Here is a 22,163-nt window from a genome sequence, read left to right on the forward strand (position 1 = left end):
TTCCCGAGATGGCCGGTTGTTGGATCAGCCGGCCATCGCCTTATCGGCTCCGGCTGAGCGTGGCGCTTCCACGGCGTGCGACACCAGCGCCGTCATGATCTCGGCGGCGGCAAGTGCCGCGATCACCGGCGGGCGCTTGTCCTTCACGGCGCTGCCGCCGATCGGCGAGACGAGCCGGCTGAACTGCGCTTCGCTGCCCTCGGCCGACTTCAGGAACCAGTTCCGGAAGGTGGCTTTCTTGGTCTTGGAGCCGATCATGCCGACATAGGCGGTGTCGTCGCGTTTCAGCGCCTCGGCGACGATCAGGAAATCCAGCGCATGGTCGTGGGTGAGGATAGCGAAGGCGGACCTGGCCGGCGCTTCGCGCACCACGGCCTCGGGCATCGGCGTCAGCCGCGCCTCGACCGTTTCGGGCATGCCTTCCAGTGCCTCCGATCGGGTCTCGACGACGACGACGTGGATCGGCAGCAGCGAAAGCGACGCGGCGAGCGCCTGGCCGACATGGCCCCCGCCAAAGAGGTAGACATTCGGCAGGCGCGCCTCTTCCGATTGAGCGTTGGCGATCAACTGCCGTTCCAGCGAGCCATCGACCAGGCGGATCAGCACCTCGACGCGGCCGCCGCAGCATTGGCCGATCTCCGGCCCGAGCGGCACGTCTAGCGTGGCGCAGACCTCGTCGACCTCGATGCGGGCTTCCCCCCCCCTTGAGGGGAGGGTGGCGGCGGAGCCGCCGGGTGGGGTCGCTGCGGCAGTGCTCGACGCCTTGCCGGTGCCTTCTGAGACGCCCCCCTCTGGCCGCTTCGCGGCCATCTCCCCCTCACGGGGGGAGAGCATCTGCCGCGCCTTGTCGATCGCCATATATTCGAGCTGGCCGCCGCCGATGGTGCCGAAAATCGACGATGCCGAGACAAGCATGAAGGCGCCGGCCTCGCGCGGCGTCGAGCCCTTGGTGGCCGCGACCTCGACCAGCGCGATCCGGCCGGCATGGCCAAGAAACGCCCTCAACTCTTGCACCTTCGAGTTCATCGTCTGCATTTCCACGTTGGAAATATAGCGTTTTTCGTCCCGATTTGCACGTTTAGCCTGATTCAGATCGGCTTTGCCGCTTCCCGCTTCAACCTTTCGATAGCCATCAGCACCCGCTCCGGCGTCGCCGGCGCATCGAGGCGCGGGCAGATCTCGTGATCCGCGACGCTCGCGACGGCATCGGAGAGCGCGTGCAGAACCGACATGCCGAGCGGGAAAGGCGGTTCGCCGACGGCCTTGGAGCGATGCACGGTCGGCTCGTTCGCTTCGGACCAGTCGGCCAGCGCGACATTGAAGATTTTCGGACGGTCGGAGGCGAGCGGAATCTTGTAGGTCGACGGCGCATGGGTGCGCAGCCGGCCCTTGTCGTCCCACCACAATTCCTCGGTGGTCAGCCAGCCCATGCCCTGGATGAAGCCGCCCTCGATCTGGCCGAGGTCGATAGCGCGGTTCAGCGAACGGCCGGTCTCGTGCAGGATGTCGGTGCGCTCGACGACATATTCGCCGGTCAGCGTGTCGACCGACACTTCCGAGCAGGAAGCGCCATAGGCGAAATAATAGAAAGGGCGGCCCTCGCCCTTGTCGCGGTTCCAGTGGATTTTCGGCGTCTTGTAGAAACCGGCCGCCGAAAGCTGGATGCGGGCCATATAGGCCTGCTTGACGAGGTCGCCGAACGGTATCTCCTGGTTGCCGATGCGCACCCGGTTGGGCAGGAATAGCACCTGGTCGCGCGGCACTTGGTATTTTTCCGAGGCGAAATTGGTCAGCCGGTCCTTGATCTGGCAGGCGGCGTTCTGCGCCGCCATGCCGTTGAGGTCGGAGCCAGAGGATGCCGCGGTGGCCGAGGTGTTCGGCACCTTGCCGGTGGTGGTCGCGGTGATCTTCACCTGGTCGAGGTCGATCTGGAATTCCTCCGCAACCACCTGCGCCACCTTGAGATAAAGGCCCTGCCCCATCTCGGTACCGCCATGGTTCAGATGCACCGAACCGTCGGTGTAGACATGCACCAGCGCGCCGGCCTGGTTGTAGTGCGTGGCGGTGAAGGAGATGCCGAACTTGACCGGCGTCAGTGCCAGCCCGCGCTTGATGAGGCGGCTGTTGTTGTTGAAGGCGCTGATCTCGCGCCGGCGCCGCGTATAGTTCGAGCTCGCCTCCAGCTCGGCGATGATGCGCTGGATGACATTGTCCTCGACCGTCTGGTGGTAGGGCGTGACGTTGCGGTCAGTGGTACCGTAGAAATTCTTCTTGCGGATCTCGAGCGGATCCTTGCCGAGCGCGAAGGCCACTTCGTCGATGACGCGCTCGGCGCCGACCATGCCTTGCGGACCGCCGAAGCCGCGGAAGGCGGTGTTCGAGACCGTGTTGGTGTAGAGCGGCGCCGACTGGGCATGCACCGCCGGCCAGAAATAGGTGTTGTCGCAGTGGAACAGCGCGCGGTCGGTGACCGGGCCTGAGAGATCCGACGAGAAGCCGCAGCGCGCGGCGAACATGAAGTCGACGCCGAGGATGTTGCCGTCGTCGTCGAAGCCGACCTCATAGTCGATGAGGAAATCGTGCCGCTTGCCGGTCGCGGTCATATCGTCATCGCGGTCGGGCCGGATCTTGACCGCGCGATGGTGGCGCTTGGCGGCGATCGCGGCGAGTGCGGCGAACTGGTTGCCCTGCGTTTCCTTGCCGCCGAAGCCGCCGCCCATGCGGCGGATTTCCACCGTGATGGCGTTGCTCGGGATACCCAGCGCATGGCTCACCATATGCTGGACTTCGCTCGGATGCTGGGTCGAGGAATAGATGGTGACGTCCTGGTCCTCGCCGGGGACGGCCATGGCGATATGGCCTTCAAGATAGAAGTGTTCCTGGCCGCCGAGGCGCATCTTGCCCTTGAGCTTGCGGGGCGCTGCCTTGATCGCCGCCGCCGCATCGCCGCGCTTCAGCGTCAGCGGCGGCGTGACCAGCTTGTCCTTCTTCGGGTCGAGCGCGCCGATGTCGGTGACGAAGGGCAGATGCTTGTATTCGACCTTGGCCAGCCGGGTGGCGCGGCGGGCTTGTTCGCGCGTCTCGGCGATGACGCAGAAGATCGGCTGGCCGTAGAACTCAACCTTGTCATCGGCGAGCACCGGCTCGTCATGGCGGCCGGTGGGCGAAATGTCGTTCTCGCCAGGTACATCCTTCGCCGTGAGCACATCGACGACGCCGGGGGCGGCGCGCACTGACGAGAGGTCGATCTTCGTGATCGTCGCATGCGTCGCGGCCGACAGGCCAAGGCAGCCGTGCAGCGTGCCCGCCGGCTCCGGCATGTCGTCGATATAGACCGCCGTGCCGCTGACATGCTTGTGCGCGGAATCGTGGCGCTGGTCGCTGGCGACGCCGCCGGAGATCTTCTGCGCCTTGAGGTTGGGGACATGCTTGGTCATCAGGCGGCCTCGTAGCGGGAGACCTGGAACGGCGCCTTGGTGCCGGTGGTCTCGACATAAAAGCGCAGCAGAAGGTTCTTCGCAGCCAACGCCCGATATTCGGCGCTTGCCCGCATGTCGGTCAGCGGCGTGAAGTCCCTGGCGTATTCGGCCATCGCGGCTTCCACCGTCGCTTCGGTCCAGGCCTTGCCGATCAGCGCCTTTTCGACCGCTGTAGCGCGCTTCGGCGTTGCCGCCATGCCGCCATAAGCGATGCGGATGTCGGCCACGGCGCCGTCCTTGGCCAGGCTCAGGTAGAACGCGCCGAGCGCCGCGGTGATGTCTTCGTCCCGGCGCTTGGTGACCTTGTAGACAGCAAATTTTGCACCTTTTGCCGGCACCGGAACATGCACCGCCTCGACGAATTCGCCGGGCTGCCTATCCTGCTTGCCATAAGCAATGAAGAAGGTTTCGAGCGGGATCGTGCGGCGCTTCTTGCCTTTGCGCAGGGTGAGTTGCGCGCCGAGCGCGATCAGCGGCGGCGGCGTGTCGCCGATCGGCGAGCCGTTGGCGATGTTGCCGCCGATCGTGCCCATGTTGCGCACCTGCTCGCCGCCGATGCGGTCGACCAGTGGGCCCAGGGCCGGGATGCGTTTCGACAGGGTCTCGAAGGCTTCGGTGTAGGTGACGCCGGCGCCGATTGTGATAACGCCGTCCTTCTCCGACATCGTACGCAGGCCGTCGATACCGCCGATGAAGATCGCCGGCGAGATGTCGCGCATATGCTTGGTGACCCAAAGGCCGACATCGGTCGAGCCGGCAATGATGGTGGCGCCCGGCTCCTTCTCGAGCACGGCGGCGAAATCGTCGACATTGGCCGGCACGATCAGCCGCGCCTTGCCGGAGCCAATCTCGACCCTGGCGCCGTCGCGCAATGCCTTCAGCCGCGCCGTGATGTCCTTGCGCTCCACCGCCAGCGGATCCTTGGCCACCTTGCCGTAGCTGGAAATGGCGTGCGCGGCGCGCATGATCGCCTCGTAGCCGGTGCAGCGGCAGAGATTGCCCTGCAGCGCCTTTTCGATCGCCGCATCGGAGGGGTCGGGCGTCTTCATCCACAGCGCATAGAGCGACACCACGAAGCCCGGCGTGCAGAAGCCGCATTGCGAGCCGTGGAAATCGACCATCGCCTGCTGCACCGGGTGAAGTTTTTCGCCATCGCCGCGCAGATGTTCCACAGTGACGACATGGGTGCCGTCGAGCGAGCCCATGAAGCGGATGCAGGCGTTGACGCTTTCATAGACCAGGCCTTCGGCGGAGAGCTTGCCGACCAGCACCGTGCAGGCGCCGCAGTCGCCCTCGGCGCAGCCTTCCTTGGTGCCGCGCAGCGAACGGCTGAGCCGCAGCCAGTCGAGCAACGTCGCGTCGGGTGCGACGTCACCGAGCGCGATGTCGGCACCGTTCAGGATGAACCGTATCTCGTTGCGGGTCTTGGCCATGTCTCAGCTCCCCCGATAGGTCGAGTAGCCATAAGGCGAAATCAAGAGCGGCACATGGTAATGCCGCGCTTCCGCCATGCCGAAGCGGATCGGCACGATGTCGAGGAAGGCTGGCTCAGGCAGGCTGTTGCCCTGGCCGCGCAGATAGTCGCCGGCGGCAAAAACCAGCTCATACTCGCCGGTGCGGAAATCAGCGCCTGCCAAGAGCGGCGCATCGCAGCGGCCGTCGTCATTGGTGGCGACGGTCTTGAGATGTGTGCGGCTCTTTCCCTCGATGCGAAACAGCTCGATCGACAGGCCCTTTGCCGGCCGGCCGGTTGCCGTGTCGAGCACATGGGTCGTCAGGCGACCGCCATCGGCTTTCGACGTTTCTGCCACTGGCCGCCTCCCATCTCGGTACAGTCCAACGTTTTCAAGTCAATTGTGCGCCAATTAAAGGCGATGCATAAGCCCGGGTCGAGCGGAGTGCGGCAAAAAGCACTTTCAAAAATTTTCGGGGGAATGCAGCAGCACTCCTTTCGATATCCTCAACGCAACAATCGGGCAGGAGCGGCAATGCGTTACGAACGGGACATGCGCGGTTACGGGGCCAATCCGCCGGACCCGAAATGGCCGGGCGGCGCGCATGTCGCCGTGCAGTTCGTCGTCAACTACGAGGAAGGCGGCGAGAACTGCGTGCTGCATGGCGACAAGGCTTCCGAAGCCTTCCTGTCAGAGATTGTCGGCGCGGCCCCTTGGATGGGCCAGCGCCACTGGAACATGGAATCGATCTACGAATACGGGGCGCGGGCCGGTTTCTGGCGTCTCTACCGGCTGTTCACGGAGGCCGAGGTGCCGGTGACCTGCTACGGCGTCGCCACTGCGCTGGCACGCTCGCCCGACCAGGTAACGGCGATGCAGGAAGCCGGCTGGGAGATCGCCTCGCACGGGCTGAAATGGATCGACTATCGCGACCACGCGGCCGAGGACGAGCGGCGCGATCTCGAAGAGACGATCAAGCTGCATTACGAGGTGACGGGCGCACGGCCGACTGGCTGGTACACCGGTCGCACCTCGGTCAACACGGTGCGGCTGGTCGCCGAGGAAGGCGGCTTCGACTATGTCTCCGACACCTATGACGATGAATTGCCCTACTGGTTCGATCGCGACGGGCTGGAGAAGCCGCAGCTCGTCATCCCCTACACGCTCGACGCCAACGACATGCGCTTCGCGACGCCGCAAGGCTTCAATTCGGGCGACCAGTTCTTCGCCTATCTGAAGGACAGCTTCGACACGCTTTATGCCGAGGGCAAGGCGGGCCGGCCGCGCATGATGAATATCGGCCTGCATTGCCGGCTGGTCGGCCGTCCGGGCCGGGTGGCGGCGCTGAAGCGTTTCGTCGACTATGTAAAGTCGCATGACAAGGTCTGGCTGACACGCCGCATCGACATCGCCAGGCATTGGCGCGACACGCATCCCTACGAGGCGCCAGGGCTGCGCCCGTCGCGGATGGAGTTCGAGAAATTCGTGCATGCCTTCGGCGGCGTGTTCGAGCATTCGCCCTGGATCGCCGAGCGCGCCTTCGAACTGGAGCTCGGCCCGGCGCATGACAGCGCCGGCGGCCTGCACAACGCGCTCTGCCGCGTCTTCCGCGCGGCGAGCGAAGCCGAGCGGCTTTCCGTGCTCAACGCCCACCCGGACCTCGCCGGCAAGCTCGCCAAGGCGAAGCGCCTGACGCCCGAATCGACCAAGGAACAGGCTTCCGCCGGGCTGGATGCGCTGACCGACAAGGAGCGCGAGCTGTTCTCGAAACTCAACGCCGCCTATGTCACCACTTTCGGCTTCCCGTTCATCATCGCCGTCAAGGGCAAGACCAAGGACGAAATCCTGGCGGAGTTCGAGACACGCATCGGCAACAGCCGCGGCGTCGAGTTCGAAACCGCCTGCAAGCAGGTCGAGCGCATCGCACTGCTTCGGCTCAAAGACATGCTTCCGTTATAGGTTTCAACACATGGATATGATGAAAATGGCCGAGCGAACCTATTATGCGCCGCATGGCGGCCATCCGGGCCAGAACGAGCTTTTGACGGGCCGCGCCGTCTTCACCGAGGCCTATGCCGTCGTCCCCAAGGGGGTGATGCAGGACATCGTCACCAGTCCGCTGCCGTTCTGGGACAAGACGAGGGCCTGGATCATCGCAAGGCCGCTGTCGGGCTTTGCCGAGACCTTTTCGCAATATATCGTCGAAGTCCTGCCTGGCGGCGGCAGCGACCGGCCGGAACTCGATGCGGGCGCCGAAGGCGTGCTGTTCGTCGTCGAGGGCGAACTCACCGTATCGCTTGCCGGCAAAAAGCACCTGCTTGCCCCCGGTGGCTTCGCCTTCCTGCCGCCGGCGAGCGGCTGGACGGTTCGCAACGAGAGCGGCGCCGCCGTGCGCTTCCACTGGATCCGCAAGGCCTATGAGGCCGTCGACGGGCTCGACGTGCCGGAAGCCTTCTTCTCGAGCGACCGGGACGTTGCGCCGAGCCCGATGCCTGGCACGGAAGGCCGCTGGGCGACGACCCGCTTCGTCGACCCGGCCGACATGCGCCACGACATGCATGTCACCATCGTTACGCTGAAGCCGGGCGCGGTCATTCCCTTCGCCGAAACGCATGTCATGGAGCACGGGCTCTATGTGCTGGAAGGCAAGGCCGTCTACCGCCTCAACCAGGATTGGGTCGAGGTCGAGGCCGGCGACTTCATGTGGCTGCGCGCCTTCTGCCCCCAGGCCTGCTATGCCGGCGGCCCAAGCAATTTCCGCTATCTGCTCTACAAGGACGTCAACCGTCACGCCAAGCTTGGCGGCACCCTTGGGGGCAACGCGCGGTGAGCCGCATCGTCGCCCGGCCGCTGACGCGTGAAGATTTCGCGCCTTTCGGCGACGTCATCGACATGGGCGGCGACAACCGCTACCCGATCAATGGCGGCCGAGCGATGCGCTATCACGACCTCGCCACGGCTGAAGCCGCCGGCCCGAATGCGCGGGTGCTGATCTCGATGGTGCGCGGCACGCCTTACGAAATGCCACTGAAGCTCACCATGGTCGAGCGCCATCCGCTCGGCAGCCAGGCTTTCATCCCGCTGTCGCCGCGGCCCTTTCTGGTGGTCGTATGCCATGACGCCAAGGACGGGCCGGGCGAGCCGCAGGCCTTCCTCGCCGCGCCCGGACAAGGCATCAACTACCGCCGCAATCTGTGGCACGGCGTGCTGACGCCGATCGGCGAGGAACAGGATTTCATCATCGTCGACCGCGGCGGCGACGGCTCCAATCTCGAAGAGTTTTACTTCTCGCACCCTTACGAGATCCACCTTCCCTGAAAGCCTTTCCCATGACCGACGTTTCGCTGATCGACCGCCTGCTCGACGTGATCGAGCACGACATCGTGCCAAAGACCGCCGAAGGCGTCGCGCACGGCAACAAGCTATTCGGCGCCGCCATCCTGAGGAAAGGCGACCGCTCGCTGGTGCTGGCCGAGACCAACAACGAGATTGAGAACCCGCTGTGGCATGGCGAGGTGCACTGCCTGAAGCGCTTCTACGAGATGCCGAAGGCCGAGCGCGTCGACACCAGGGACGCGCTGTTCGTCGCCACGCACGAGCCCTGCTCGCTCTGCCTGTCGGCGATCACCTGGACCGGCTTCGACAATTTCTACTATCTCTTCAGCCACGAGGATTCGCGCGACAGTTTTGCAATCCCGCATGACCTGAAGATCCTGAAGGAGGTCTTCACCCTCGATCCCGGCGGCTACAATGCCGAGAACGCCTATTGGAAAAGTTCTTCGATCCGCCGGCTGGTGCGGGGTCTGCCGGAAGCTGAGCGCGAGCGGCTGGAGGCGCGCATCGGTAAGATCTCTGCACGCTATGACGAATTGTCGGACACTTATCAGGCAAGCAAGGGCGATAACGACATTCCGCTGAACTAACTTAGTTCTAGGTCAGTCGCGCCCTCTTGAGTTGCCCCCTTTATGGTGGCAAACTTGACGCCGACATGGCGATGAACAAAACCCCTAAACCCACGACCATGATCTCTCCCGAAACCGGAGAAACGCTGACGCGCGGCGTGCGCCCATTCACCGTTGCCTGCAAGGGCGAGAGCATTACGGTCGACCTGCCCGGCTACTATCCGGCTTCGGATGGCGAGAGTGTGCATGTCGGGGAGGACATGGCTGCCGTCGATGCCGCGCTGCGTTTGCTCAAGGAGAAGATCGACGGCGTCCCGGCTCCGGCAACCATTCGGCGCATGCGCACAAAACTCAAGCTGTCCCAGCGCGAGGCGGGGTCCCTGTTCAAGGTCGGCGAGAATGCGTTCGACAAATATGAAAGAGGCCTTATCGAGCCGAGTGGCCCGACCATTCAGCTGATGACATTGCTAGAAAAACACCCCGAACTGATCGACGAATTGCGCTAGCGGCCCAGGTCGCATTTTTTGATGCTCCAGTCGCGAATGGCGATTGAAAGTCGCGGCGCCGCGGAGCGTTATGCGGCCCATGAAAACCGTCACCGAATTCCTCCGCAAAGTCGTCGAAATTCCCGATATGGGCATCGTCATGCCGGATGGCTGCCGGCTGTCGGCGCGCATCTGGATGCCGGAGGACGCGGTGGACAATCCGGTGCCCGCGATCCTCGAGCACCTGCCCTACCGCAAGCGCGACGGCACCATCTTCCGCGATCAGCTGACGCATCCCTATTTCGCCGGGCACGGCTACGCCTCGATCCGCGTCGACATGCGCGGCAACGGCGATTCCGAAGGGCTGATGGGCGACGAATATTCCGAGCAGGAATTGCAGGATGCCTGCGACGTCATCGCCTGGGCGGCGGCGCAGCCCTGGTGCAACGGCAATGCCGGCATGATGGGCATTTCCTGGGGCGGCTTCAACTGCCTGCAGGTGGCGGCCAAGCGGCCGCCGGCGCTGAAAGCGGTGATCAGCCTCTGCTCGACCGTCGACCGCTATGCCGACGACATCCATTACAAGGGCGGCTGCCTGCTGCTCGAAAATTTCGGCTGGGCCTCGACGATGCTGTCCTATTCGTCGCGGCCGCCGGATCCGCTGATCGCCGGCGGCAATCGCTGGCGCGACCTGTGGCTCAGCCGGCTCGAGAACCAGCCATTCCTTTTGCCGCTGTGGCTCAGCCACCAGCATCGCGACGCCTATTGGAAACGCGGCTCGATCTGCGAGGACTTTTCGGCGGTCAAGGCGGCCGTGCTGTCGATCGGCGGCTGGCATGACGGCTACCGCAACACGATCTCGCACCTCGTCAGCAACATCCAGGCGCCGGTGAAAGGCATCGTCGGTCCCTGGATCCACAAATACCCGCATTACGCCGGACCTCAGCCGGCCATCGGCTTCCTGCAGGAGGCGCTGCGCTGGTGGGACCGCTGGCTGAAGGGCGCTGAGACCGACGTCGAGAACGATCCGGACTATCGCGCCTATCTGATGGACAGCGTGCGGCCGGCGCGCTGGCACCCGGAGCGACCGGGCCGCTGGGTGGCGGAGCAGGAATGGCCGTCTGCCAACATCAAGGTCGAGGCGATCGAGCTCATTTCCGACGGCGCCAAGCCCGCGATCGTCGCCTCGCCGCAGACCTGCGGACTTGCCGGCGGCGAATATTTTCCGTTCACCTTCGGCCCGGAACTGCCGGGCGACCAGCGTCCCGACGATGCGCTGTCGGTTTGTTTCGACGAGCCGGAACTCACCGAAGCGATCGACATCGTCGGCGCGCCGGAGCTCGAGGTCCGAATTGCCTCCGATCGGCCCCAGGCCAACATCGCGGTGCGCCTCTGCGACGTGCATCCTGACGGCGCCTCGGAGCTGATCTCCTACGGCGTGCTCAATTTCACGCACCGCAACTCGCATGAATTCCCGCAAGCGCTGGTGCCGGGCGAGACCGTTTCGGCGCGCGTCGTGCTGGACCAATGCGCCTACCGGGTGCCGGCCGGCCACAAATTGCGAATCGCCGTTTCGACCGCCTATTGGCCGATGATCTGGCCGTCGCCGGAGCCGGTGACGCTCGATGTGTCGAAGGCGACGCTCCGGCTGCCGTTGCGACCGCTGGCAAAGGCCAGCGAGGTTTCCTTCCCCGAGCCGGAAGGCGCGACGCCCTGGGCGACAGAGACGGTTCGGCCCACCAGTTCGGAACGGCATATCGACCGCGACGAGAAGACCGGCGTCGTCACGCTTTCCATAAGCGATGATTTCGGCGAGGTGCGCGACCTCGACCATGGGCTCGTCCATGGCAGCATCGTCAGGGAGAGATGGGTGATCCATCCAGACGACCCGCTGTTCGCCAAAGGCAGCACACACTGGTCGCAGACTTTCTCGCGCAACGAATGGTCGGTGCGGACCGAAACTTTCGCCGACATGCGCTGCGACGCGCAAAATTTCATCCTCAGCGCCAGAATCGAGGCCTATGAGGGCGAGAATCTCGTTTTTGAACGAGATTTCGAGCAGAAAATTCCTCGCGCCCTCGTCTGAGGGCTGACGGGATTGGTCCAAATGCGACGCGCGATTTACGCCACGGCATGTCGCATTCGGTCTTGCTTACAGCTTTCCGTTGCGGTCATTATCTCCTCCAAGAAGCAAGAAACGACCATAAGGTCGAACAATCCAGAGTGAGGAACCATAATGTCTAACGAACTCGACTATCTCAGCCGTCGTGTCGCCGCCGGCAAGCTCAGCCGTCGCGATTTTCTCGGTCGCGCCGCAGCGCTCGGCATCTCCGCTCCGTTCGCCAACTCGCTGCTTTCCAGCGCGGCCCGCGCGGCCGGCCCCGTCAAGGGCGGCACGCTCAAGGCCGGCCTGGTCGGTGGTGAATCCACCAACAGCCTCGACCCGGCGCTGATGATGACGCAGGTGCCGTTCGCCTTCGGCAAATGCTGGGGCGAAATGATCGTCGAGCTGTCGCCCGAAGGCAAGCTCGAGAACCGCATCGCCGAGGAGATCGGCTCGTCCAAGGACGCAAAGGTCTGGACCCTGAAGATCCGCGACGGCGTCGAGTTCCACAACGGCAAGACGGTCACCGCCGAAGACGTCGCCGCGACGCTCGAGCGCCATTCGGACGAGAAGTCGAAGTCCGGCGCGCTGGGCTACATGAAGGGCATCGACACCATCAAGGCCAACGGCAAGGAAGTCGTGCTGACGCTCAAGGAAGCCAATGCCGACCTTCCTTACCTCCTCAGCGACTACCACCTGATCGTCCAGCCGAATGGCGGCAAGGACAAACCCGACGCCGGCATTGGCGCCGGCCCCTACAAGGTCAAGGTCAACGAGCCCGGCGTGCGCCATGTCGGCGAGCGTTTCGCCAATTACTGGCAGGGCGACAAGATGGGCCATGCCGACCAGGTCGAAGTCGTCGTCATCAACGACGCGACGGCGCGCACGGCGGCCCTGCAGGGCGGCCAGGTCAACATGATCAACCGCGTCGAGCCGAAGATCGTCGACCTGATCAAGCGCGTGCCCGGCGTCACCATCCGCAACCATTCCGGTCCCGGCCACTACGTGTTCATCATGCATTGCAACACGGCGCCGTTCGACAACAACGACCTCAGGATGGCGCTGAAGCTGGCGATCGACCGCGAGGAGATGCTGAACAAGGTGCTGCGCGGCTACGGCTCGCTCGGCAACGACTTCCCGATCAACGCGTCCTATCCGCTGTTCACCGAGATCGAGCAGCGCAAATACGATCCGGACAAGGCCAAGTTCCACTACAAGAAGTCGGGTCACGACGGTTCGGTGCTGCTCAGGACCTCGGACGTTGCCTTCCCGGGTGCTGTCGACGCGGCCCAGCTCTACCAGCAGAGCGCCGCCAAGGCCGGCATCAAGCTGGAGATCAAGCGCGAGCCCGGCGACGGCTACTGGAACGAGGTCTGGAACAAGCAGCCCTTCTGCGCCTCCTACTGGGGCGGTCGCTCGACCCAGGACCAGATGTACTCGACCGCCTATCTGTCGACGGCCGATTGGAACGACACACGCTTCAAGCGTCCGGACTTCGACAAGATGGTGCTTGCGGCGCGCGCCGAGCTCGACGAGGCCAAGCGCAAGGCGATGTACCATGACATGGCCGTCATGGTGCGCGACGAAGGCGGCCTGATCCTGCCGATGTTCAACCAGTTCATCGACGCGACGGGTCCCAAGGTCGCAGGTTGGGTGGAGGATCCGCATCAGGAGCTTAGCAACGGCTACGCCCTCGCGAAGTGCTGGCTGGAAGCCTGAGCACGGCCTTGCGGAGATGTCCTCACCCATCGTGAAACTGGTGGCCCAGCGCATTGCGCTGGGCGTCGTCCTTCTGTTGGCCGTTTCGGTCCTGATCTTCGCCGGCACGCAGATCCTGCCCGGCGACGTCGCGCAAGCCATTCTGGGACAATCGGCGACGCCGGAGTCGCTCGCCAACCTGCGCGAGCAGCTCGGGCTCAACCAGCCTGCCTATATCCGCTATTTGCATTGGCTGGGCGGCGTGCTGACCGGCGACCTCGGTACAGCCATGTCGAGCGGGCAGGACATCGCGACGTCGATCAAGTCGCGGCTGTGGAACACGCTGTTCCTGGCCTTCTGGGCAGCGATCGTGGCCATCCCGCTGGCGATCACGCTGGGTCTGATCGCGGTGCGCTACCGCAACGGCTGGGTCGACAAGCTGATCTCCGGCGTGGCGCTCGCCTCGACCTCCTTCCCGGAGTTCTTCATCGGTTATCTGCTGGTCTTCTACTTCGCGGTCCAGCACCAATGGTTTCCGGCGATCTCGACCGTCTATGACGAGATGTCGTTCGGCGAGCGCATGCAGGCGATCGCGCTGCCGGCCGCGGCGCTGACGCTGGTGGTGCTCGCCCATATGATGCGCATGACACGCGCGGCGATCCTCAACGTCATGCAGTCGGCCTATGTCGAGACGGCGGAGCTCAAGGGCCTTTCGGCCTTCGCCGTCATTCGCAAGCACGCGTTCCCGAACGCGATCGCGCCGATCATCAACGTCGTCATGCTGAACCTCGCCTATCTGGTGGTCGGCGTCGTCGTGGTCGAGGTGATCTTCGTCTATCCGGGCATGGGGCAATATCTCGTCGACCACGTCACCAAGCGCGACGTGCCGGTCGTACAGGCGGTCGGCCTGATCTTCGCCGCCGTCTATATCACCCTCAACATCATCGCGGACATTGCGGCGATCGTCGCCAATCCGCGACTCAGACATCCGAAATAGGGGGCGGCCGATATGCTCGATATCAGACGCATCCCCATCGCGTCCCTGATCGGCCTGGTGCTGACGAGCCTGTTCGTGCTGATGGCCGTCTTCGCGCCCTTGATCGCGCCGCACGGCAACGCCGAGATCGTCGGCGACGTCTGGGAGCCGATGTCGGCCGCCCATTGGCTTGGCACCGACAACCTCGGTCGCGATCTGCTGTCGCGCATGATCTACGGCGCTCGCATCACGCTGTTCATCGCCGTGCTGGCGACGGCACTGTCTTTCTCGCTCGGCGCCATCCTCGGCTTTTCGGCGGCGGTGTTCGGCGGCTGGTACGACACACTGCTCTCGCGCCTCGTCGACCTTCTGATGTCGATCCCGACGCTGATCATGGGTCTGGTGGTGCTTTCGGTGCTGCCGTCCAACCTGGTGACGCTGATCCTGGTGATGGGCATCCTCGATTCGACCCGCGTCTACCGGCTGTCGCGCGCGGTGGCGGTCGACATCAACGTCATGGATTATGTCGAGGCGGCGAAGCTGCGCGGCGAAGGCAGCGGCTGGATCATCTTCCGCGAGATCCTGCCCAATGCGCTGTCGCCGCTGGTCTCGGAACTCGGCCTGCGCTTCATCTATGCGGTGCTGTTCCTGTCGACGCTGTCCTTCCTCGGCCTTGGCGTGCAGCCGCCGGATGCCGACTGGGGCGGCATGGTGAAGGAGAACAAGGACGGCATCGTGTTCGGCATTCCGGCGGCGCTGATCCCGGCCGCGGCGATCGCGGCGCTGGCAATCTCGGTCAATCTCGTGGCCGACTGGGTGCTCAACCGCACGACCAGCCTGAAGGGAGGGCGCGGCTGATGGCCGACGGCAAAGCAAAGTCGGGCCTGCTCCTCGACATCCGCAACCTGCGCATCGAGGCGACGGTCTATCCACCGGGCGAGGCGCCGAAGACGATCACGCTGGTCCACGACGTCTCGCTGACCTTGGAAAAGGGCAAGGTGCTCGGCCTGATCGGCGAATCCGGCGCCGGCAAGTCGACCATCGGCCTGTCGTCCATGGGCTACGGCCGCGGCGGCGTGCGCATCACCGGCGGCGAGGTCATCCTCAACGGCCGCGACATATTGAAGGGCGGCAAGGAAGGCTTCCGCAAATTGCGTGGACGCGAGGTCTGCTATGTCGCGCAGTCGGCGGCCGCCGCCTTCAATCCGGCGCACCGGCTGATGGACCAGGTGGTAGAAGCGTCGCTGCTGCATGGCACCGCGACCCGGGCCGAAGCCGAGAAGCGCGCCGTCGCGTTGTTCAAGAAGCTCAGCCTGCCCAACCCCGAAACCATCGGCGAGCGCTTCCCGCACCAGGTCTCCGGCGGCCAGCTGCAGCGCGTGATGACGGCGATGGCGCTGTGCTCGGAGCCCGACCTGATCGTCTTCGACGAGCCGACCACGGCGCTCGACGTGACGACGCAGATCGACGTGCTGGCGGCGATCAAGGACGCCATCCGCGACACGCATGTGGCGGCTTTGTACATCACCCACGACCTCGCCGTCGTCGCCCAGGTGTCGGACGAGATCATGGTGCTGCGCCATGGCCGGCTGGTCGAATGGGGTGGCACAAGGCAGATCATCAAGGAACCGCGCCAAGAATACACCAACGCGCTGGTTTCGGTGCACGAGATCGAGCATCGCGAGCAGCAGCCCGGCACGGCGCCGATGCTGTCGGTGAAGAATGTGACGGCCGCCTATGGCGGCGGCCACGTCAAGGTGCTGAAGAACGTTTCGGTCGACATCTTTCCAGGCCAGACGCTGGCCGTGGTGGGCGAAAGCGGCTCCGGCAAGTCGACGCTGGCGCGCGCCATCACCGGCCTGTTGCCGCCGGAGCAGGGCAGCGTCGTCTTCGACGGCCGCACGCTTGGCAACAAGCTCTCCGACCGGCCGAAGGAAGACCTGCGCCAGCTGCAGATGATCTACCAGATGGCCGACGTGGCGATGAATCCGCGCCAGACGGTCGGCACCATCATCGGCCGTCCGCTGGAATTCTATTTCGGCATGAAAGGCCGCGAGCGCGACAAACGCGTCAACGAGCTGCTCGACGAGATCGAGATGGGCAAGGGCTTCATCGACCGCTACCCGGCAGAACTGTCCGGCGGCCAGAAGCAGCGCGTCTGCATCGCCCGCTCGCTCGCCGCCAAGCCGAAGCTGATCATCTGCGACGAGGTGACATCGGCGCTCGACCCGCTGGTCGCCAACGGCATCCTCAAGCTCCTGCTCAATCTGCAGCAGCACGAAAAGGTCGCCTATCTGTTCATCACCCATGATCTGGCGACGGTGAAGTCGATCGCCGATTCCATCGCGGTGATGTATCGCGGCGAGGTGGTGCGCTACGGCTCCAAAAGCAAGGTGCTGACGCCACCCTTCGATGCCTATACGGACCTGCTCTTGTCCTCCGTCCCCGAGATGGAGATAGGCTGGCTGGAGAAGGCGATTTCGGGCCGTCGCATGGCGAGCGCCGGCAACTGACCTGCCAGAACCATTGCGGACGGCTACGCGCTCGGCGAGTGCTGGCTGAACGCCTGACAACAGGCTAGTGCTTTACAAGCGCCGCGTGTCCGCGCGACACGCGGCGCTTTCGTTTCTGGCAATCATAGGAAGCTGGCGTGGCGCTCAAATCCAAACTGCTGCTCATCGTCCTCGACGGCGTGCCCTACCGGAACTGGCGCCGGCTGATGGGCAATCTCGAAGGCTGGGCGCAGTCGGGCGAAGCGCAGGTCTGGAAGATGCGCTCGGTGCTGCCGTCGACCTCGGCCTGCTGCTACGCCTCGATCCATACCGGCGTCACGCCGCAGGTGCATGGTATCCTTTCCAACGAAAACCGCTTTCGCGTCACCCAGCCGGATATTTTCTCGGAGGTCAGCAAGGCTGGTGGCAAGACCGGCGCCGTGACCCATTCCTACTGGTCGGAATTCTTCCGCGGCTACCCGTTCGACCTCGTCGAGGACTTGGAGTTCGACGATCCAAGCGGGCCGATCACTCATGGCCGCTTCCACAGCATGACCGGCTACAATCTCAAGAACCAGATGACGCCGAGCGACGTCGACCTGTTCGCGACGCTGACCATGCTGTCCAGGCGCCACGGCATCGATTACGGCATCCTGCACACCTGCACGCTGGATTCCATGGGCCACCGCTTCGGCCATGACTGCATCGAGATGGATCATGCCTGCTATGCCATGGACGGCATGCTGGCCGCCTTCCTGCCTCTGTGGCTCCAAGCCGGCTACGAGGTGATCGTCACCGCCGACCACGGCCAGACCGACCGCGGCCATCACGGTGGGCACGATGACGAGATGCAGGATTTCGCGCTCTATTATTTCGGCCCCGCCAAAGGCCCCGAGGCCGACACGCTGCTCGACCAGTTGCAGCTGGCGCCGACGGTGCTGAGCCGGCTCGGCGTGGCGATACCCGAGACGATGAAGGCGAAGGTGTTTTTGGTTTAGCTCCCCCTTCTCCCCTTGTGGGAGAAGGTGTCGCCGAAGGCGACGGATGAGGGGTGCTCCAGGGAAAGCCAGCGTCTCACTCCGCTGGAACACCCCTCATCCGTCTCGGCGCTATCGCGCCGATCCACCTTCTCCCACAAGGGGAGAAGGAAAAGCGCTCCTCTGGCAACCTCCCCGCTCTTCGGTTAGCCTCCAAAGAATCCTTGGCGGAGGGTGAACCTTTTTGGACCGATCAGCGACAGAGCTACGAGGAGCCAGGCGGCTCGACCGGCCATGAACGCGGCGACGGAAACCGATCGCGCGCTTGTAGACCGGGTCGCAAAGGGCGACCGGGCCGCCGTTCGGCTCCTGTTCATGCGTCACCACGCGCGGATCTACCGCTTCGTGGCGCGCCAGACGGGATCGGAAATGATGGCCGACGATATCGCAAACGAGGTTTTCCTGGAGCTGTGGAAACAGGCGCCCAGCTTCGAGGGGCGTTCTGAAGTTTCCACGTGGCTGCTCGGCATAGCCCGCTTCAAGGCGCTGTCGATGCTGCGCAAGAAGAAGGAAGACTGGATCGACGACGACGACGCGGCGCAAGTTCCCGACGGCGCCGACACGCCGGAAGTCGTCACCATGAAGGAGGACAAGGCCGCCGCCTTGCGCCGCTTCGTCGATGCCTTGCCGGAAGAACACCGCACGGTGATCGACCTGGCCTATTACCATGGGCAGTCGGTGACCGAGATCGGCGAGGTGCTCGAGATTCCGGTCGCGACCGTCAAGACCAGGATGTTCTACGCCCGCAAGAAACTCGGCGAAGCGCTCAAAGCCGCCGGTTACGACAGGGGGTGGCCATGAGCGCCGCTGAAAAGATGTCGCGCCGCGACGAGATGGAGACGCTGCTGCCGTTCTACCTGAACGGCTCGCTGGAAGGCGCCGAGCTGGAGGCCGTCGAGGAATGGCTGGCCACCGATCCGGCGGCGCTTGCCGCACTTGGCGAGGCGGAAGCCGAATTCTCCGGCACCGCCGCCGCCAACGAGGCGATCCGGCCGCCGGCCGATGCGCTGTCGCGCTTCGCCAAGGCGCTCGACGCTGAAGCGGGTCCGGCGCGCGCGCCGGCTGGCCAGTCCTGGCTCGCCAAGGTTTTCGGCCGGGTGACGGCCATGCCGGCCGGCGTCGCCTGGGCGGCTGCCGCGGCGTTGCTCGCACTCGTCCTCGTGCAGTCCTTCGAACAGCCGGGCGGCGAGGGCAACGACTTCGAGGTGGCCGGCGCCCAGGACGATCTGGCGAAGCTGCCTTTCGCCCTGGTCAAGTTCAAGCCGGACGCCAGGATGGCCGACATCGCCGCCTTCCTCGGCCAGAACGGGTTGAAGATCGCCGGCGGGCCGACCGCCGACGGCGTCTTCCACCTGACGATCCCGGCCAGCACGGCGGCCGACTACGACCGGATTGTCGGCCTTGTTGCCGCCCAGCCTTTCGCGGATGCTGTGATCCAGGGAAGGAAACCAGCCGATGGCGGCTAAAGCGGTCATTTTGCATGTGGCGCTCCTCGCTGCGGCGGCATTTGTCGCCGCGCCTGCGTTTGCGCAGACCAACGATCCGAACCTGACGCAAAAGCAGGCCGACTGCCTGGACCGCACGAACGCGGCGGGTGCGGGCTGCGACAAGGACGGCGGCGCCAAGGGCAACGGTGGTGGGCCGGGCAACGGCGCGGCCACGGGTAGCGCAGTGTTCCTGCCGGCGCTGATCGTCGACCTGTTCCCGAACCCGCCCGCGGGCGCCGGCCCGCAAACGCCCGCGCCGTCCGGCGGAACATCGTCATCGAACGGCTCCGCCAACACGCCGACACCTCCGCTAACGCCGAGCGGGCCGGTCACGGTGCCGCAAGGCCTCAATTTGGCCGAGCCGCCGCGCGCGATCACCGGCGAATTCGTGCCCGACGAAGTGCTGGTGACGGTCGACGGCGATGCCGGCGTGGTGCAGCAGATCGCCAATTCCTTCGGCCTGCAGGTGCGCTCGCAGCGCCAGTCGCGGCTGCTCGGCACCACGCTGGTGCGTTTCGGCATCACCGACGGACGGCCCGTCGGCGTGGTGCTGGCGCAGCTTGCCGCCGACGGGCGCACACAGCGGCGCGAGCCCAACCATATCTACACGCTGCAGCAGGCAGCCGGCATCGTGAACTATGCCTTCGACCGCATCGCGCTCGATTCGAAACAGGCGAGCGGCGAGAATGTGCGCATCGCCGTCATCGACACCGGCATCGACGATACCAACCCGGCGCTGAAGGGCGTGATCGCCGAGCAATATGACGCCATGCCCAACGTGCCGATCGAGAAGCGCGACCACGGCACCTCGGTCGACGGGCTGATCGCCGGCGTCGGCGGGCTGGAAGGCATGGCGCCGGGCGCCAGGATTTTTCACGCGCGCGCCTTCGAAGGCGGCAAGTCGACCATGGACGTCATCCTGTCGGCGCTCGACTGGGCGGCAAGCCAAGACGTGCGCATCATCAATATGAGCTTCGTCGGCCCGAAGAACGACCTGCTCGGCACAGCCTGCCGCAATGCTCGCGCGATGGGCATCGTGCTGGTGGCCGCGGCCGGCAATAACGGGCCGAAAGCACCCTATGGCTACCCGGCCGCCTTCGACGGCGTCATCGCGGTGACCGCCACCGACGCCAAGGACGGCTTGATGCCGCAGGCCAATCGCGGCGCCTATGTCTTCATCTCCGCGCCGGGCGTCGAAATGTTGGCGCCGAGCGGCGCCGGCTCCGACGTGGTGACCGGGACGTCCTTTGCCGCCGCAATCGTCAGCGGCGCCATTGCCAACCTGATCCATGCCGCGCCGGATCGCACGGCCGACGACATCGAGAAGGCGCTCGCGGCAACCGCCAAGGATCTTGGGCCTAAGGGACGGGACAATGATTTTGGTTATGGGTTGCTGGACATCAAGGCGGCGGAAGCGGCGAAGGAATAGGTCTGACGCCTAAACGCTTCTGCGTTTATAGTCGAAACTCAATCAGCTGGCGCCACCGATGGCCGTAATGGGTGGGCAGCGGACTGGCCGCTCCTGGGCTGGTGATCACTCGGCGTTGCTTTTGATTGACGTCCTTGTTGCCATAGGAACAGGCTGCCGCCTCCCGAACCGCAGGACGAGGATGATCGCCAGCACCAGTCCTGAGGCGGCGAGCACGCCATAGAAGCCCTCCGCAGCGATGGCGAAGCCCCAGAAATCCACGCTGATTTTGTCCATAGCCTCTTCGCCTCCTCCCGCCGATTTTGCGAGTTGAGCCTAACCCTTTGTATTCCGTGTTACGTTTTTGCAGGCGATGCGTGCCGCCTGACTAGAAGCCGATTCCCTTTGGGAACATCCGCTCGATCATCTCCTGCTGCTCGCGGATGCGTCGCATGAACTCGGGTTCCTGCATCGCCTTGTAGAGCGGCGAGTCGATATAGCCCATTACAGCCTTCTGAAAAGTGGACATCCGAGCTGGATCATAAAGCTTCGCCATTTCCTCCGCCTTGCGAAAGGAGTCGGCGACAGCGTCGGCCTTACGGAACGTCTCCAGCACGCGATCCATCGCACTAAAGCCGCGATAGCCGCCGCCTGAAGCTGAGCGACGCACGGTGACCGAGGGTTGCCGCTTCGCCTTGGCCTTCTCGGTATAGCGTGCCGACCCAACCCTCCAGCGAGACTGCCAGCGCCGCAAAATGGTTCGATCACCTTCTTCGGTGGTGGGTGGCATGGTGCGCAGCACTTTCCGCATCGCGGTGGTGGGCTTCATCTGCGGCTGGTCGAGCAGGATCTCGGCTACGCGGATGAGAGGCGGGTCATCATCTATCATGCCGCTACCGGCGGGTCGGCCGACGTGGCGCTTGGTCTGTTTCTGTTCCATCTTCTAGCTCCTAAGCAGGTGTGGGAGTCACCCGCTACTGTGCCGATTCTGACGCCAACTGCGAAAAGCGCAAGCGCGTTAAATGACTCATGTTCCTAAATGAGCGCGGGAAATCAGTGGCTTCGCACCTTCAAGCGCGATTAATTGCCCGTCAGCCGAATTTTCCGCGCTATTTCGCGCTTGACAGGTGTCGAGCGCGGGAAATTGCAAAAATATACTCAGCTCAAAAACAAGCTAAACTGATACTCCGAGGCCGCCTGCGCTTTTTCCATCCCGGCTTTCTCGCTTCATGGTCCAGCCAAGCTAGGCGGCCGCCCGCTTCCGACCCTCTTTTGCGGCTCCCGTGGAGCCGAACAAATGGCAAGTTTCAGACGGCCAAACGACCACGATAGGTCGAACTCGGTTCACCGTAGTTGGTATTGACGCTTAGACTGGCGTGCGGCCACCGATCCTCGCACCACCAGATCGACCGGCCAGACCTCGTCGCGTGCACCCTCTTCCAGCCCCGATACCCGTGCCGCCAGCCGCTCGGCCACGCGCGCCGGCAAGCCGGATCGAGGACCGCGTCCTCGGCAGCGGCACCGGAAAACTCTGCGGCCGCAGCCAGGGGAAGACATCGTCAAAGGCGACCAGCGAGAGACCGCCCGGGATGGTTAAGCTAGAGTCGCGCGGGGCGTACACTGCCGGCGATCCTCGGCCAC

General features: G+C 64.3%; 20 protein-coding genes and 1 pseudogene. 14 read left to right on the forward strand and 7 right to left on the reverse strand.

The window, feature by feature from the left end:
- Window positions 1–24 precede the first annotated feature (24 nt).
- The 4 genes from xdhC to uraH form a co-directional block, all read right to left on the reverse strand.
- Window positions 25–1,026, reverse strand: a complete 1,002-nt coding sequence (gene xdhC, locus DPM33_RS08760) for a xanthine dehydrogenase accessory protein XdhC (protein ID WP_112097284.1) — start codon at window positions 1,024–1,026, stop codon at window positions 25–27.
- Window positions 1,027–1,088: 62 nt separating this feature from the next.
- Window positions 1,089–3,437 (reverse strand): xanthine dehydrogenase molybdopterin binding subunit, encoded by a 2,349-nt coding sequence (gene xdhB / locus DPM33_RS08765; protein WP_112097009.1) that lies wholly within the window; start codon window positions 3,435–3,437, stop codon window positions 1,089–1,091.
- On the reverse strand, window positions 3,437–4,912 hold the full coding sequence (xdhA, locus tag DPM33_RS08770; protein WP_112097010.1) for a xanthine dehydrogenase small subunit: 1,476 nt from the start codon (window positions 4,910–4,912) through the stop codon (window positions 3,437–3,439). The genes xdhB and xdhA overlap by 1 nt, the downstream gene beginning before the upstream one ends.
- Window positions 4,913–4,915: 3 nt before the next feature.
- A complete protein-coding gene (gene uraH, locus DPM33_RS08775; protein ID WP_112097011.1) occupies window positions 4,916–5,290 on the reverse strand; it encodes a hydroxyisourate hydrolase in 375 nt (124 codons plus the stop codon).
- A 177-nt stretch (window positions 5,291–5,467) separates the two neighbouring features.
- Between uraH and puuE the strand changes: the two genes are divergently transcribed.
- The 14 genes from puuE to DPM33_RS08845 all read left to right on the forward strand — a co-directional run bounded on the left by puuE (window position 5,468) and on the right by DPM33_RS08845 (window position 20,543).
- Window positions 5,468–6,892 carry an allantoinase PuuE gene (gene puuE, locus DPM33_RS08780; protein WP_112097012.1) on the forward strand — a complete coding sequence of 475 codons (1,425 nt, stop codon included), beginning with the start codon at window positions 5,468–5,470 and terminating at the stop codon, window positions 6,890–6,892.
- Between the two features lie 10 nt (window positions 6,893–6,902).
- Window positions 6,903–7,763, forward strand: coding sequence for a bifunctional allantoicase/(S)-ureidoglycine aminohydrolase (locus DPM33_RS08785; RefSeq protein ID WP_112097013.1), 861 nt, complete (start codon window positions 6,903–6,905; stop codon window positions 7,761–7,763).
- On the forward strand, window positions 7,760–8,251 hold the full coding sequence (locus tag DPM33_RS08790) for an ureidoglycolate lyase (RefSeq protein ID WP_112097014.1): 492 nt from the start codon (window positions 7,760–7,762) through the stop codon (window positions 8,249–8,251). The genes DPM33_RS08785 and DPM33_RS08790 overlap by 4 nt, the downstream gene beginning before the upstream one ends.
- Before the next feature lie 11 nt (window positions 8,252–8,262).
- On the forward strand, window positions 8,263–8,856 hold the full coding sequence (locus tag DPM33_RS08795) for a nucleoside deaminase (protein WP_112097015.1): 594 nt from the start codon (window positions 8,263–8,265) through the stop codon (window positions 8,854–8,856).
- A 65-nt stretch (window positions 8,857–8,921) separates the two neighbouring features.
- Entirely contained in the window at window positions 8,922–9,341 is a 420-nt protein-coding gene (locus DPM33_RS08800) for a type II toxin-antitoxin system MqsA family antitoxin (protein WP_167448997.1), read from the forward strand.
- A gap of 79 nt (window positions 9,342–9,420) precedes the next feature.
- Window positions 9,421–11,406, forward strand: coding sequence for a CocE/NonD family hydrolase (locus DPM33_RS08805; protein WP_112097016.1), 1,986 nt, complete (start codon window positions 9,421–9,423; stop codon window positions 11,404–11,406).
- Between the two features lie 150 nt (window positions 11,407–11,556).
- Window positions 11,557–13,143, forward strand: coding sequence for an ABC transporter substrate-binding protein (locus DPM33_RS08810; protein ID WP_112097017.1), 1,587 nt, complete (start codon window positions 11,557–11,559; stop codon window positions 13,141–13,143).
- Between the two features lie 16 nt (window positions 13,144–13,159).
- The gene (locus tag DPM33_RS08815) at window positions 13,160–14,119 is read left to right on the forward strand and encodes an ABC transporter permease (protein ID WP_112097018.1); all 960 of its coding nucleotides are present in this window, start codon (window positions 13,160–13,162) and stop codon (window positions 14,117–14,119) included.
- A 12-nt stretch (window positions 14,120–14,131) separates the two neighbouring features.
- Window positions 14,132–14,956, forward strand: coding sequence for an ABC transporter permease (locus DPM33_RS08820; RefSeq protein WP_112097019.1), 825 nt, complete (start codon window positions 14,132–14,134; stop codon window positions 14,954–14,956).
- Window positions 14,956–16,611, forward strand: a complete 1,656-nt coding sequence (locus DPM33_RS08825) for an ABC transporter ATP-binding protein (protein WP_112097020.1) — start codon at window positions 14,956–14,958, stop codon at window positions 16,609–16,611. The genes DPM33_RS08820 and DPM33_RS08825 overlap by 1 nt, the downstream gene beginning before the upstream one ends.
- A gap of 137 nt (window positions 16,612–16,748) precedes the next feature.
- The gene (locus DPM33_RS08830; RefSeq protein ID WP_112097021.1) at window positions 16,749–17,588 is read left to right on the forward strand and encodes an alkaline phosphatase family protein; all 840 of its coding nucleotides are present in this window, start codon (window positions 16,749–16,751) and stop codon (window positions 17,586–17,588) included.
- A gap of 273 nt (window positions 17,589–17,861) precedes the next feature.
- Complete coding sequence (locus DPM33_RS08835; protein WP_112097022.1) at window positions 17,862–18,428, forward strand: sigma-70 family RNA polymerase sigma factor; 567 nt, start codon at window positions 17,862–17,864, stop codon at window positions 18,426–18,428.
- Window positions 18,425–19,093 carry an anti-sigma factor gene (locus tag DPM33_RS08840; protein WP_112097286.1) on the forward strand — a complete coding sequence of 223 codons (669 nt, stop codon included), beginning with the start codon at window positions 18,425–18,427 and terminating at the stop codon, window positions 19,091–19,093. The genes DPM33_RS08835 and DPM33_RS08840 overlap by 4 nt, the downstream gene beginning before the upstream one ends.
- Window positions 19,083–20,543 (forward strand): S8 family serine peptidase, encoded by a 1,461-nt coding sequence (locus DPM33_RS08845; protein ID WP_112097023.1) that lies wholly within the window; start codon window positions 19,083–19,085, stop codon window positions 20,541–20,543. The genes DPM33_RS08840 and DPM33_RS08845 overlap by 11 nt, the downstream gene beginning before the upstream one ends.
- Before the next feature lie 105 nt (window positions 20,544–20,648).
- Here the strand turns inward: DPM33_RS08845 and DPM33_RS36145 are convergent, their stop codons facing one another.
- From DPM33_RS36145 to DPM33_RS36885, 3 genes and pseudogenes are all read right to left on the reverse strand, one after another.
- Window positions 20,649–20,819, reverse strand: coding sequence for a hypothetical protein (locus DPM33_RS36145; protein WP_167448999.1), 171 nt, complete (start codon window positions 20,817–20,819; stop codon window positions 20,649–20,651).
- Window positions 20,820–20,910: 91 nt separating this feature from the next.
- Complete coding sequence (locus DPM33_RS08850) at window positions 20,911–21,462, reverse strand: hypothetical protein (protein ID WP_112097024.1); 552 nt, start codon at window positions 21,460–21,462, stop codon at window positions 20,911–20,913.
- A gap of 404 nt (window positions 21,463–21,866) precedes the next feature.
- Window positions 21,867–22,143 (reverse strand): annotated as a pseudogene (locus tag DPM33_RS36885) (transcriptional regulator); the annotation flags it as partial.
- Window positions 22,144–22,163: the final 20 nt, after the last annotated feature.

This window comes from Mesorhizobium hawassense (assembly GCF_003289945.1).
GTDB classification, from domain to species: Bacteria; Pseudomonadota; Alphaproteobacteria; order Rhizobiales; family Rhizobiaceae; genus Mesorhizobium; species Mesorhizobium hawassense.

Excerpts from the sequence above, each read along its gene's own strand:
- xdhC (WP_112097284.1), bottom strand. The coding sequence starts at position 1,026 with ATGAACTCGAAGGTGCAAGAGTTGAGGGCGTTTCTTGGCCATGCCGGC.
- xdhB (WP_112097009.1), bottom strand. The coding sequence starts at position 3,437 with ATGACCAAGCATGTCCCCAACCTCAAGGCGCAGAAGATCTCCGGCGGC.
- xdhA (WP_112097010.1), bottom strand. The coding sequence starts at position 4,912 with ATGGCCAAGACCCGCAACGAGATACGGTTCATCCTGAACGGTGCCGAC.
- puuE (WP_112097012.1), top strand. The coding sequence starts at position 5,468 with ATGCGTTACGAACGGGACATGCGCGGTTACGGGGCCAATCCGCCGGAC.
- DPM33_RS08785 (WP_112097013.1), top strand. The coding sequence starts at position 6,903 with ATGGATATGATGAAAATGGCCGAGCGAACCTATTATGCGCCGCATGGC.
- DPM33_RS08795 (WP_112097015.1), top strand. The coding sequence starts at position 8,263 with ATGACCGACGTTTCGCTGATCGACCGCCTGCTCGACGTGATCGAGCAC.
- DPM33_RS08800 (WP_167448997.1), top strand. The coding sequence starts at position 8,922 with ATGGCGATGAACAAAACCCCTAAACCCACGACCATGATCTCTCCCGAA.
- DPM33_RS08805 (WP_112097016.1), top strand. The coding sequence starts at position 9,421 with ATGAAAACCGTCACCGAATTCCTCCGCAAAGTCGTCGAAATTCCCGAT.
- DPM33_RS08810 (WP_112097017.1), top strand. The coding sequence starts at position 11,557 with ATGTCTAACGAACTCGACTATCTCAGCCGTCGTGTCGCCGCCGGCAAG.
- DPM33_RS08815 (WP_112097018.1), top strand. The coding sequence starts at position 13,160 with ATGTCCTCACCCATCGTGAAACTGGTGGCCCAGCGCATTGCGCTGGGC.
- DPM33_RS08820 (WP_112097019.1), top strand. The coding sequence starts at position 14,132 with ATGCTCGATATCAGACGCATCCCCATCGCGTCCCTGATCGGCCTGGTG.
- DPM33_RS08825 (WP_112097020.1), top strand. The coding sequence starts at position 14,956 with ATGGCCGACGGCAAAGCAAAGTCGGGCCTGCTCCTCGACATCCGCAAC.
- DPM33_RS08835 (WP_112097022.1), top strand. The coding sequence starts at position 17,862 with ATGAACGCGGCGACGGAAACCGATCGCGCGCTTGTAGACCGGGTCGCA.
- DPM33_RS08840 (WP_112097286.1), top strand. The coding sequence starts at position 18,425 with ATGAGCGCCGCTGAAAAGATGTCGCGCCGCGACGAGATGGAGACGCTG.
- DPM33_RS08845 (WP_112097023.1), top strand. The coding sequence starts at position 19,083 with ATGGCGGCTAAAGCGGTCATTTTGCATGTGGCGCTCCTCGCTGCGGCG.
- DPM33_RS36145 (WP_167448999.1), bottom strand. The coding sequence starts at position 20,819 with ATGGACAAAATCAGCGTGGATTTCTGGGGCTTCGCCATCGCTGCGGAG.
- DPM33_RS08850 (WP_112097024.1), bottom strand. The coding sequence starts at position 21,462 with ATGGAACAGAAACAGACCAAGCGCCACGTCGGCCGACCCGCCGGTAGC.